This is a genomic window from Leisingera sp. M527 (assembly GCF_025141525.1).
GTDB lineage: Bacteria > Pseudomonadota > Alphaproteobacteria > Rhodobacterales > Rhodobacteraceae > Leisingera.
In genome coordinates this window covers 58,200-70,668 of sequence record NZ_CP081040.1, presented here as the reverse complement: position 1 = coordinate 70,668, position 12,469 = coordinate 58,200, and the positions used below count along the sequence as shown (strand labels likewise).

The 12,469-nt window shown below is 55.2% G+C and carries 12 protein-coding genes; 3 read left to right on the top strand and 9 right to left on the bottom strand.

Translation table 11 applies throughout. The annotated features are described in order from the left end of the window. Positions 1-31 precede the first annotated feature (31 nt). From K3555_RS22710 to K3555_RS22670, 9 genes are all read right to left on the bottom strand, one after another. Positions 32-811, bottom strand: a complete 780-nt coding sequence (locus tag K3555_RS22710) for an enoyl-CoA hydratase-related protein (protein ID WP_260009059.1) — start codon at positions 809-811, stop codon at positions 32-34. Positions 812-851: 40 nt separating this feature from the next. After that, positions 852-2,168: a TRAP transporter large permease gene (locus K3555_RS22705; RefSeq protein ID WP_260009057.1), complete on the bottom strand. Its 1,317-nt coding sequence runs from the start codon at positions 2,166-2,168 to the stop codon at positions 852-854. Continuing rightward, on the bottom strand, positions 2,165-2,686 hold the full coding sequence (locus K3555_RS22700) for a TRAP transporter small permease subunit (protein WP_260009055.1): 522 nt from the start codon (positions 2,684-2,686) through the stop codon (positions 2,165-2,167). The genes K3555_RS22705 and K3555_RS22700 overlap by 4 nt, the downstream gene beginning before the upstream one ends. Positions 2,687-2,725: 39 nt before the next feature. Continuing rightward, positions 2,726-3,805: a C4-dicarboxylate TRAP transporter substrate-binding protein gene (locus tag K3555_RS22695; RefSeq protein ID WP_260009053.1), complete on the bottom strand. Its 1,080-nt coding sequence runs from the start codon at positions 3,803-3,805 to the stop codon at positions 2,726-2,728. 122 nt (positions 3,806-3,927) lie between these two features. Continuing rightward, positions 3,928-4,902, bottom strand: coding sequence for a quinone oxidoreductase (locus K3555_RS22690; protein WP_260009052.1), 975 nt, complete (start codon positions 4,900-4,902; stop codon positions 3,928-3,930). A 31-nt stretch (positions 4,903-4,933) separates the two neighbouring features. Further along, the gene (locus tag K3555_RS22685) at positions 4,934-5,914 is read right to left on the bottom strand and encodes a quinone oxidoreductase (RefSeq protein ID WP_260009050.1); all 981 of its coding nucleotides are present in this window, start codon (positions 5,912-5,914) and stop codon (positions 4,934-4,936) included. 36 nt (positions 5,915-5,950) lie between these two features. Beyond that, on the bottom strand, positions 5,951-6,874 hold the full coding sequence (locus K3555_RS22680) for a fumarylacetoacetate hydrolase family protein (RefSeq protein WP_260009048.1): 924 nt from the start codon (positions 6,872-6,874) through the stop codon (positions 5,951-5,953). Between the two features lie 65 nt (positions 6,875-6,939). Further along, positions 6,940-8,133, bottom strand: a complete 1,194-nt coding sequence (locus tag K3555_RS22675) for a VOC family protein (RefSeq protein ID WP_260009047.1) — start codon at positions 8,131-8,133, stop codon at positions 6,940-6,942. A 73-nt stretch (positions 8,134-8,206) separates the two neighbouring features. Continuing rightward, complete coding sequence (locus tag K3555_RS22670; RefSeq protein WP_260009045.1) at positions 8,207-8,599, bottom strand: YciI family protein; 393 nt, start codon at positions 8,597-8,599, stop codon at positions 8,207-8,209. A 121-nt stretch (positions 8,600-8,720) separates the two neighbouring features. Between K3555_RS22670 and K3555_RS22665 the strand changes: the two genes are divergently transcribed. Genes K3555_RS22665 through K3555_RS22655 form a run of 3 tightly spaced genes read left to right on the top strand, consistent with a single transcriptional unit; the run spans position 8,721 to position 12,458 of the window. Then, positions 8,721-9,602, top strand: coding sequence for a xanthine dehydrogenase family protein subunit M (locus K3555_RS22665; RefSeq protein ID WP_260009043.1), 882 nt, complete (start codon positions 8,721-8,723; stop codon positions 9,600-9,602). Between the two features lie 19 nt (positions 9,603-9,621). Then, complete coding sequence (locus K3555_RS22660) at positions 9,622-10,101, top strand: (2Fe-2S)-binding protein (RefSeq protein WP_260009041.1); 480 nt, start codon at positions 9,622-9,624, stop codon at positions 10,099-10,101. Continuing rightward, entirely contained in the window at positions 10,098-12,458 is a 2,361-nt protein-coding gene (locus K3555_RS22655) for a xanthine dehydrogenase family protein molybdopterin-binding subunit (protein ID WP_260009040.1), read from the top strand. The genes K3555_RS22660 and K3555_RS22655 overlap by 4 nt, the downstream gene beginning before the upstream one ends. Positions 12,459-12,469 lie beyond the last annotated feature (11 nt).

Genomic DNA, 12,469 nt, shown 5'->3' with positions numbered 1-12,469 from the left:
ACCTCCTGAAAATTTGAAATGCGGCTTGGTGTCAGCGCCAGGGGCTGAAATCGGGCTTTCGCTTTTCGAGGAACGCAGAAGAGCCTTCTTTCTGCTCTCCGGTTTCAAAGTATCCAGGTGCGATCTGCTCTACGACAGGCAGCATTTCCTGATCCAGAATATCAGCCATATGCTGACGCATGGACCCTTTGATAACCTTCAGGCATGTCGGGCTCAGCGACAGCATTTCGTCTGCCCATTTGCGCACTTCGGCGTCGAGATCAGCCATCGGCACAACCGCATTGACCAAACCCCAGTCGAGCATATCTGCCGCAGAGTATTTCCGGCACAGGAGCCAAAGTTCCCGCGCCCGCTTGTGCCCGAGAATGTTTGCAGAATGCGACACCATATAGCCAGCCGCCGGAGATCCGACGCGGGGCCCGTTCTGGCCGAAGATCGCGTGATCCGCCGCAATCGTCAGATCACAGAAGTAGGCCAGATGATTGCCGCCGCCGATCGCATAGCCGTTAACTCTTGCAATCACAGGCTTCGGGCAATCAATGATCGCATGGGCCATTTCGAACCGGTACTCGCCCGGCTCAAGACCGCCTTTGGCTTCCCAGTTCACATCGCCGCCGACGCAGAATGCTCTTTCGCCGACACCGGTAAGGACAATAACACCGACGGTTTTGTCTTTTCCGGCGAGACCAATGGCCTCGACAATCTCGTCCATAGTGACCTGTGTCCACGCATTCAATACTTTTGGACGATTGATTGTGATTGTTGCGACCTGATTGTCGATTTCGTAAAGGATGTCCTGGAAGTCAGGCATTATTATCTCCTTAGTGTCAGCTATGATTTGGACTGCAGTTTCACAGCAGCATCAGGGAAAGCTCTGGAACAGCAACGATCAGGGCGAGGACCAGAAGCATCACCAGCATGAACGGGATCGCGCCGGCAAAGACATCGATGAGTTGAATACGGCTGTCCTGTAAATTGGCCTTGATGACAAAGCAGGCCAATCCCAGGGGCGGAGTGAGCAAGCCCACTTCGCAAGCCAGCACGGTGACGATGCCAAACCAGATAAGATCGGAGCCAAAAACAGCCAGCAGCGGAACAACAAACGGCAGCAGGATGAGCATGATCGAAACAGATTCCAGAAAAGTTCCGAGAATGAGCACCAACAGGACGTAGCCAAGGATGATGGTGACATAGCTGAAATCTGCTTCAGCGATCAGAGCCGCCGTCTGACTGGGCACGCCGGACATTGCCAGCATCGAGGCATAAAGCTGGGCGGCGATCAAAAGAAAACAGATAGAGGCTGTGACATAGCCGGTTTCGATCGCAACGCCCCACAACTTTTGGAAATTGAGCTTGCGCCGCACAACCCCAATGATCAGCGCGCCAAACGTACCGACCCCGCCGGCTTCCGTTGGTGTGAAGAAACCGCCATAGATCCCGCCGACGACCATCGCCATAAGCAAACCAATAGGGAGAAGCTTCATCCAAACCAGGAACATGCTTTCATCTTCATGCACATCATCTTTGATGGCGGCATAATCCTCAGTCCAGACTTTTTCCGGCGAGCGTATCGCCATGAACAGGATCAATAGGATGAATGAGAGTGCCAGCAGAAGCCCGGGAATGATGCCCGCAATAAACAGATCGCCAATCGAAGTTTCGGTTACGATTCCGTAGATGATCATCAACATGGATGGCGGGATCAGCATACCCAGCACCGAAGAACCGGCAACGACACCTACTGCAAAACGCGGCTGATAATTATGGCGCACCATTTCCGGCACGGCAACTTTGGTAAAGACCGAGGCCGACGCAATAGACGATCCAGTCACTGCGGCGAAAACAGCGTTAGCCCCCACCGTTGACATTGCTAGGCCGCCCTTCAGCCTGTGCAACAGGCGGCTGGCAGCAGAGAATGTGTCTTTCCCGATGTCCCCTGCCGCGACCAGAAGGCCCATCATAACGAACAGCGGAATGACGCCAAAGGCGTAAGACGCGATTTTCTCGGCTGCAGACAGAGCAAGCAGTTTTCCGGCGACCGCGCTCCCTTTGATTGCCCAGACCCCAATGAAAGACACCAACATCATAGCAATGGCGATATGCATACCCGTCTGGATAATCACCAGTACCGCTACGATTGAGTATACACCTATCTCGAAGTTGCTCATTGTTGCACCGTAGATTTTGAAGGATTGAAGGCAGCGCGAATGTCATGCCAAGCAAGCAGCAGAAATTGGACAGCCAAGGTCACGCAACCGATAATGATGATAATTTTCACCGGCCAAACGGGGATCGTGAATACTCCAAATGTGCCTTTGTAATATCCTCTCTCAAAGGCTTTAATTGCGGGTTCGATGCTGAAATTCAAAATAGTCAGGCAGATCGCACCTCCCACCAAATTAAACGCTGCCTTCACAATAAGAGAGAACCTAGGAAGGCGCTTTTCTAACATGGAACTGAACACATCAGACTTGATAAATCGATCCGTGCGAAGTGTATTCGCCGCCTGCAACCAGACAATTGCTACAATTGCCAAGCCAATAAATTCGGTTACTCCCGCAAGTGGTGCATTGAAGAATGTCCGAGAGAAGACGTCCAGATTGATGAACAGCACCATCAACAATATCCCAATCGCACCCAGAGCGTTGAGGAGCAACGTGAATTTCTCAAATAAGCTTTTTGTCATTGGTCGCTCCTCCGCGCATAGTTTTACTTTAGAAAGGTATTATTCTTGGTCCCAGTTTCGGACTGGCTCAATACCTTTGGCACGGATTGCGTCCATGAACGCTGTCAGCACTTCGTTGCCGGGATAGCCCTGAGATTCCGCCTGTTCCGCCCATTCCTTTGCAATGTTCGGCATCGCCTCAGCCCAACGTGCTTTCTCCTCGGGCGAGATCGAAACGATGGTTACGTCTTCGTTGCCGCCCAGAATGGTCAGACTTTTGGTCGACCATTCTTGAGTCGCTGCGTTGGATTTTCGACCATATTCGTCAGCAACTTCTTTCAAAATTACCTGGAGCTCTTCCGGTAAGCCCTCAAACACGTCTTTGTTGATGGTCAGGGCGCTGGAGCTTTGGGCACCGAAATCCAGCTCATTCACGTAAGGTGCAACTTCAGTGTATTTGAACGGAATATAGGCGCTTGGAAACACAATGAAGCCTTCATAGACCCCGGACTTTGTGTTGTTGTAGTAGTCCATCATGTTGGACTGAACCGGAACAGCACCCGTACCGCGCATCCAGCTTAGGGCTGCGCCAGCCGTCCCGAATTTGCGGCCCTGAGCGTCATCAATCGACTCAACCGGCGTTGTTGACAGCAGTTGATAGGTGTCAATGCCAAGACCGGTCAGCCGGACCTGATTGTATTTGTCCCACTGCGCCGACATTTCCGGAATGCTTTCGTGCAGCTCAGAGACTGTATCAACAACGGTTTGAATGTCGTTGGTCAGGAAAGGAGTCATAAAGCTGACTTGATCCAGCGGCAGCTTGTCCGGGTGAAAGAGCGTCGGGATATAGGCAATATCAACAATGCCATCATCGACGGCAAAGATACATTTTGCTGGCGCACAGAGAGCACCGGCATAAGCATGGGTCCACTCGATCTGAATATCCAGACCGGCCTCTTCAATCCGCTTGTCAACTTCCGGTGCAAAAAATTCCTGCATCAACTTCACGGGGATCAATCTGTTCGACTGACCTGCAGCCAAGGAAAGGCTGATCGTCTCAGCACTGGCTGATCCTCCGGCCAGAATTGATAGCCCGGCCACTGCGGATGCCAGAAGGCTGCGCGTTTTGAATTGTTTCATGATATCTCCTCCCTGATTTCGTTCTTTCGGAGCAGCCGGGCCGTCCCCTCCCGGGAGTACCGCAGATGTCGGTTTGCCCAACATCTGCGGCGTGCCGCCCGGCTACTCAGGCTGATCAGCGCTTATGGAATAAGAACGGTTGAACCTGTTGTTTTACGGTCTTCAAGATCGGCATGCGCCTGGGCGGCGTCTTTCAGAGCGTAAGTCTGGTTCACATTCACCTTCACGCCGCCTGCCATTATAACGTCCCACAATGCGGTGGAACTTTCGACGACTTCTTCACGCGTGACTGTATAGTCGATTACGCTGGCACGGGTGACGTAAATCGAACCGGCCTTGTAGGCGAGGCCCATGTCCAAATCCGGCACCGGACCGGAAGACGTGCCGAAGTTGACCAGCGTGCCGCGGCGTTTGACGCAGGACACCGACGGCAGGAATGTCGTCGCACCGACGGAGTCAAATACAACGTCGCACAGTTCGCCATTCGTGATTTCGCGCACGCGCTCGACAAAGTTTTCGCTAGAATACAGAATCGTATGATCACACCCATGCGCCCGGGCGAGTTCCGCCTTTTCCGGGGTGCTCATGGTCCCGATGACAGTGGCACCCAGATGTTTGCACCATTCAGACATGATCAGGCCCATACCGCCAGCGGCCGCGTGGATTAGAACTGTGTCGCCTTCCTTGACCCGGTAGCAACGGCGCAGCATGGCTTCTGCGGTCATGCCCTTTGAGATAATTCCGGCAGCGTCAATGTCGGAAATACCGTCCGGGATATGGACCAGGCGGTCAGATTTGACGATACGCTTTTCCGCATAGGAACCAATTCCGGCGGTATAGGCAACGCGGTCGCCAGGTTTTACTTCGGTAACGTTCTTGCCAACTTCTTCAACAATCCCCGCACCTTCTATTCCAACTACGGCTGGGAAAGCCGGAAGCGGAAACTCACCTTTGCGATGATAGGTGTCGATGAAGTTCAACCCGATTGCGGTGTGCCGAACCACGGCTTCGTCGTCACCAGGGGCTGTCAACGGGTAGTTTTCCCATTTCAGAACTTCGGGACCACCCAGCTCATGCAGTACGATTGCTTTGTTCATATCTGTATCCAGTCTATTGATTATCTGATTGTCACGGCAGCAGGACGGTCGAACCCGTCAGCTTGCGGGTCGCCAGATCTTTATGAGCCTGCGCCGCATCTTTCAGGGCATAGGTATTGGCCACATCCACTTTCACACCACCCGACAGCATCACATCGAACAGCGCATCCGCACTGGCTTGCAGGTCAGACCGCGCGGCATTGTAGTGCAGCAGGCTGGCACGGGTCACATAAAGCGAGCCTTTCAGCATCAGCTGAGTCGGATCCACCATCGGAGGCGGGCCGGAAGCGGTTCCGAAATTGATCAGGAAACCGCGTGGCGACAGACAGTCGAGCGAGCCCTCGAAGGTGTCCTTGCCAACCGCATCGAACACCACTGGCACGCCGGCGCCATCGGTGATTTCTTTCACCCGCTCGACAAAGTTTTCTTCCGAATAGTTAATCACATGGGAGCAGCCGTTCGCCTTGGCGATTTCAGCCTTGGCAGCGGAACCTACTGTACCAATGACCTCGGCACCCAGATGGGTTGCCCATTGGCATAGGATCGAGCCAACACCGCCCGCGGCCGCCTGCACCAGAATCTTTCCGCCTTTTTCTACGTTATGCGGCCAGGCCCGCAGCAGCAGAAACTCAGCGGTTGTGCCTTTGGAAAAGCTGCCGGCCGCCTGAACGTCGTCGATCCCGTCTGGAATGCGGATCAGCCGGTCCGCGGCAATCAGGCGCTCTTCGGAATAGGAGCCAAAGCCTGCGGAATAAACCACGCGGTCACCAACATTGAGATAGTCGACCCCTTCGCCGACCGCCTCGACGACACCAGCCGCCTCGGCACCCAGAATGCCGGGCATTGAGGGCAGCGGGAAGATGCCTTGCCGGAAATAGACGTCGATAAAGTTCAGGCCGATAGCTGTGTTGCGCACCCGCGCCTGGCCTTCGCCGGGATCTCCGACAGTGACGTCGGTCCAGGTCATCACCTCAGGCCCGCCGGTTTCGTTGATTACGATCGCTTTGGTCATCTTAATTTTTTCCTTTGCACAAGCTGGCAGGACGCCTCAGACGAAGCTGTTTTCCAGAACCCCAAGGCCCTCGATTTCGATTTTCAGGTGATCGCCGGGCTGCAGGAATTCCTGGTCGCGGCCGTCGAGCTTGCCGCCGACGCCTGCGCCGGTGCCGGTTGCCACGATATCGCCGGGTTCAAGTGTCACCTGACGCGACAGGGCTTCGATCTGCTCGGCCACATTGAAGATCATGAACCGGGTACCTGTGTCCTGGCGCAGCTCACCGTTGAGCCACAGCTGAATCCGCAGATCGCTGAGGTCAGGAACTTCACTGGCGGGAGTGATCCAGGGGCCCATGGGCACTGACTTGTCAAAACACTTCTGTCCGAACCAGTCAGTCTTGAACTGCTTCCAGTCGTCCCGGAACAGGTGATCCCGCGCCGACAGGTCGTTGATGATTGTGAAGCCCGCAACGTAGTTCATGGCGTCGTCGGCACTGACATCCTTGGCGCGCTTGCCAATGACAAATGCGAGTTCGGCTTCCCAATCAAGTTTTTCGGTATGGGAAGGAACAGGGATTTTCTCATCCGGGTGGGCAATAGCCCTGCTGGGCGGCGCCTTGAGGAAGAAATACGGGCGGAAGCCCTCCCGGTTGAACTTGTAACCGTGGTTCATTTCTTCGACGTGGTCGCTGTAGTTGGCGGCCGTGCAAAAGATAGCACCGGGGTAAAGGAGCGGTGCGCGCAGTGTCACATCGTCCAGCGCAAGCCCATCTGCTTCGGACACAGACGCGGCAATTTTCGTTAATGCGGACTGAGACTTGCTCCAGTCCTGAAACAGCGCGAAGGTCGAGGACACATCGAGTCCACTCTCTCCGCCTGCAATCTTCGCCAAGTCATAGATGCGGCCATTGATAAGCAGACCCGGCTTCGCCACATCACTAGGATTAGCACAATAATTCAGTATCCTGAACGACATATCTGTCCCCTGGAGTAAAGTTTTAGTAAAGTTTCGAAGTGATGGCCTGCGATGCAGGCCTTTCCTTAAGCCAACGGACCGAGGAAAACTTCGCCGTGGTATTCATCAGGCAGCGCCTCAATTGTCTCCGGCCAAGGCGTCTGAACAGTGCGGGATTTGCCTGCGCTCAGCCCCCCATCAGCACTCACCTGCGCCATATAGGCGTATAGTTGGATCAAGTGCCCATCCGGATCACGGAAATAGGCAGTATAGTCCATGCCAGGCATCAGCTCTGCGGGAATCTTGACGGGCTCATATCCATTCTCGGACATGAACGAGACCGCGTTGCGCAACTGCTTGTAGCTGCCCAGCTGAAATCCGAAAGACATGCACTTCTTATCAGTGACACCCAGAACCTCACGCAATGCGGTCGGATAGAGGGCAAGCGAGTGATGCTCTGTATTGGCCCGGAAGAAATAGCAGTTATGGCCCTGATAGGTCACTGTTTCGGTCAGATGCAGACCTAGCGTGTCACTGTAGAACTTCACAGCTGTTTCGATGTCATCCATGAACAGGCGCGCCGGGCCGACCTTGATGATCTTGAAAGGCTGCGGCAGCAGCAATCCCTCGACATCGAACTTAAAGGGCAGCTTTTCCTCGTGGCGCCAACCTTCTACAGAAGTAGCCCCCTTGGCTTCATCCTCGATGACCTCTGTGTATTCTGACTTGTAAGGCAGCTCTGGCGGCACTTCGAATTTGTGCGACATGTCCGCAGGCTTTGACCGGCCATCCCAGCCGATCTGCTCCATCCCGGCGTAAAGCTCGTTCAGAAACCCTTCAGGGCCCGCCGGGTATGTGTGCCAGTTCGATCCGGGCGAGTCACGCCCAATACGCGGAATTGCGAAACCCTGCTCGGCCAGCCAGTCGTTCCCGATAAAGACTTCCTCCATCGTGCCGACATGCCAGCTGACTTGGTTCACCGTCATATCTTCGGGAACTTCGTCATTCATCATCCTGTTCAAGGTGCCTTTGGGAAAAATCGCAAATGAGTGGTGATCTGCCCCATGACGCAGGAAATATCCGACGGTTTCACCGGCACCCTCAAAGTCGACATCCGGATAGTTCGGCGCGAAATCGATGGGATCCGAAATCTTCATCCCCAACAGATCGCAATAGAATTCGCGAGCGGTTTCCAAGTCTTCGACATTGAAACCAAAGTGCCCGAGACGCCTGATCTTAAAGGGTCGGTCCAGCTGGACCCCTCCAACATTAAAAGACATTCACATTCTCCCTAACCGAGTCGTTAACAGACCAATAGCAGTCGCTAATCGATATTTCAACAAAAATCGATTATTATTGAAAAATCGCCCTTGAGTCAGAAAAACTGACTCTCACTGAGAACCCGCCCTCATTGACCAGCCAGGACTCAACGGAAAAGGCGCGCGCGCCACGGGCATGCATGGGGTCGAGGCCAGCAATCTGCTCAGCTTCGGCAATATCCGCCGCTCTGACGACGACAACGCCTTCGCCCCGCCATTCACTGCTGCCGGCCTCCCAGACCGGCCCGGCTGCAAAAAGAATGCCCCGTTTTTCGATATCGACCTGATATTCGAGGTGATCCGGAACATTGTCCAAGACATCCTGCAGCGGCCCGGACGGCCTGGAGCGAATGATGAACAACTGCAGAGCAAGCATGCCCTGAGATTTTTCGATGATGTCGACGATAGGGACTGAATCAAGGGTCATTTTTTGCTCCGAGATGTTTGTTGTATCTTTTCAATAAAATCGATTATTGACAAGTGAATATATTTTCCGTCTACTGATTGGCGCAACTTCGGGCATGATTTCGTGCAGAAAATGGGTAAAGATGAAATTTCCGAACTTTGAATATGTGAAGGCTACATCGCTGGACCACCTTCTGGATCTACTGGAAGCCCATGGTGATGACGCGAGGATTCTGGCCGGCGGACAAAGCCTTCTTGCGTCGTTGAGTTTGCGGTTATCAAGTCCGGACAAACTTTTAGATATCAATGGCTTGACCGAGCTGTCCGGCATTGAGCGGCAAGGGAAGTCGTTAGAAATCAACGCGCTGACCCGGCATGTAGAGGTACTGAACTCGCCGCTCGTTGCCGAACATATCCCGCTGCTCAGCAAAACCATGCCCTACATAGCACATGCTGCGGTACGCAACCGCGGCACAATCGGAGGCAGCCTGTCCTTGGCTGACCCGTCGGCTGAACTTCCCGCCATTACCACAGCACTGGATGCGACCTTTACGCTGCAAAGCAAAGCTGGCAGCAGGACAGTCAAGGCGCGGGAATTCTTCCTTGGCCTGTTTGAGACAGCCCGGCAAGAAAATGAAGTGCTGACCAAAGTATCCATTCCGGTTCAAAACCCCAAAACCGATCTTAGCAGTTTTGCAGAGATTTCCCGCCGGAAAGGAGATTTTGCAATCGCAGGTCTGGCCGCCACGGCACGGATCAAAAAGGGACTGCTGAACCGCACGCCGCGCCTGACTGACATATCGTTAACCTATTTCGGCGTTGGCGAAGCGCCGGTCATAGCCCGGAAGGCAAGCGAATTGCTGTCTCAGGATCCGAGCCGAATCGACGCGGGTGTCGCGGCTCTCAACGACGATCTGGAACCTTCGGGAAATCTGGAAGCCACCCCCGAAATCAAGTTGCATCTCTGCGGCGTCCTGCTACGCCGCGCTCTTGCCGACCTGAATGCGCAATTGGCCGCAACGTAAGCTGTGGAAAGGAACAAAAATGACCACGGTTACATTAGAATTGAACGGCAAAACCGTCACGCGCAGCGTCAATGCACGCAAGCACCTGACCGATTTTTTGCGTGAGGATTGCGAACTGACTGGTTCGCATGTCGGTTGTGAGCATGGCGTATGCGGAGCCTGTTCCGTGCGTTTGAATGGCCAGGTTGTCCGTGGCTGTCTGACCCTCGCCGCGCAGGCGGATGGACAAAGCGTCGAAACAATCGAGGGCGCATCGGATCGTGGGGACCTCGCCGATCTTCAGGCCGAGTTCATCAAGCGGAACGCTGCTCAATGCGCATTCTGCTCTTCGGGGATGCTGCTAACCGCGGCCGAATTGGTTGCCGCAGGAAAACCCCAGACGCGCGAAGAGATCCGCGAGCACATGTCGGGAAATTTCTGCCGCTGCACCGGCTACCACGCCATCATCGACGCCGTTGAAGCAGTCAACAACGCCCGCCTGCAAGGAGCCTCTTCATGACCGTCGGCACGCCAATCGGATCGCCCATGCCGCGAAGTGATCTCAAGCGCCTTCTCTCCGGCAGAGGCCGCTATACTGACGACATCAAGCTGCCGCGGATGCTGCATGTAACCTACCTGCGTTCGCCCTATGCGCATGCAACGATAGATGCCATTCAGACCGGAGAAGCTGCCACCAGCCCCGGGGTTGAGGCCGTGTTCACCGGCGCGGATCTTGCAAAAATCTGCACGCCCTGGGTTGGCGATGCCGCACACCGCCCCAATCTCAAATCCGCGCCGCAGTACCCAATGGCGGTGGAACGCGTCACCTGGCAGGGTGAGCCGGTCGTTGCAATCGTCGCCGAGACCCGCGCCCAGGCAGAAGACGCCGCAGAACTCGTCGAGATCGACTGGACTCCCCTGACCCCGCTCACAGATCCGGAAGCAGCACTTGCTGACGGCGCCGAGATTATGCACGAGAGTTTGGGCACCAATCTGGTGGACGAGCAAGTGATCCGCTCGGGCGACCCCGAGGATGCTTTTGCACAAGCCGATCACGTGGTCGAAAACCAGTTCCGTTTTAACCGTCAGACCGGCGTCACGCTGGAACCGCGCACGGTTATCGCTAATTTTGAGCCGCAGACAGAGCAGCTGGATGTCTTTCAATCGCATCAGTCACCGTTTCAGATGCAGGACGTTTATGCAGTTCACTTGCCGGTCCCCGAGCAGAATATCCGGGTGATTTGTCCCGATGTGGGCGGTGCCTTTGGCGTCAAACTGCATGTTTACGGGGATGAAGTGGCCACTGTCGCGATCAGTGTCCTGATGGGACGGGCTGTTAAATTCTGCGCGGACCGGCTGGAATCCTTTGTGTCCGACACCCACGCGCGTGATCATATCGTAAACGCCCGAATGGCGCTGAAGGACGATGGAACCATTCTGGCGTTTGAGGTCGACGATCTCTCTGCCGTCGGGCCTTACAGCCACTACCGCCGTTTCTCCAATGTGGAAGGGCTGCAGACTATCGTCAGCGCCGGGGCGTGTTATCAGTTTCAGAACTATTACGGCCGCACCCGCATCGCCTTTCAGAACAAAACCATGGTCGGCATGTATCGCGGCGTTGGATTGCCGCTGGCCTGTGCTGTCGGTGAGCAAATGATCGACCATGCCGCCGCTGCGCTGAACCGCGACCCGGTGGATTTCCGCAAGCAAAACTACATTGCTGACGAGATGTATCCCCATACATCTGCCAGCGGCGTGAACTTTGAGCGGCTGTCGCTGCTTGCCTGCCTCGACAAGCTGACTGAAATGATGGACTACGAGGGTCTCAGAGCCAAACAAGCACGTTTGCGCGACAAAGGCACGTATCTCGGCATCGGAATTTCAACCTTTATTGAACAGACCGCCTATGGCGCGATGTATTACGGGCCGACAGATGCCCGGGTGTCTGTGCAGGAAGGCTGCACCGTCCGGCTGGAGCCAAGCGGAAAGATAAAGGTTCTGACCAGCGCCACGGAGCAGGGCCAGGGCACGACATTTGCGATTGGCCAGATTGTGGCCGAAACTCTTGGTGTGACCACTGACGACTTGCGCGTGCTGCACGGCGACAGCTCCACCAGCCCTTATGGAGGTGGTTCCTGGGCGTCACGCGGGCTGGCGATGGCCGGCGAAGCGGCCCTGGATGCCGCCAGCGCACTGCGGCAGAACATTCTTGAGATTGCCAGCGTTATGGGGGATGTGCCCGCAGAAGACCTACTTCTCAAAGATGGCATGGTTCAGGCCCGGTCGGGCAACTTCTCGCTTTCACTCGCCGATATAGGCAACGAAGGCCATTTCCGGCAAGACCGCCTGCCGCCGGAATTTCAGCCGCAGCTCAACGTCACAAAAAGCAACGTGCCGCCACGCAACCAGACCCCCTACAGCGTTGCCAACGGTGTGATGGGCACCCTGCTCAAGCTGGATCCTGACACCGGCATGATTGAACTGCTGGAACACTGGGTGGTTGATGATTGCGGCCGTGCCGTCAACCCGCTGCTGGTTGATGAGCAATTGCGCGGCGGCATCGTACAGGGCTTTGGCGCCGCCTTGTATGAACAATGCCATTACGACGATGAAGGCCAGATGCTGAATGCGACCATGGCCGACTATCTGGTGCCGATGGCCAGCGAAATGCCGGACATCCACGTCGGCCATGTCGAAACCCCGACAGCACTTGGAAAGCTTGGAGCTAAGGGCGTCGGCGAAGCAGGCACCATCGGTGCGGTAGGCGCTGTCTGGTGCGCGGTGAATGATGCGCTGCGCCCCCTCGGCACCCAGGCGAACCAGCAGCCCTTCTCTCCTCTAGTGATCCTCGATGCGCTCGCTAGACCACGCTCTTAATCTGACAGGAG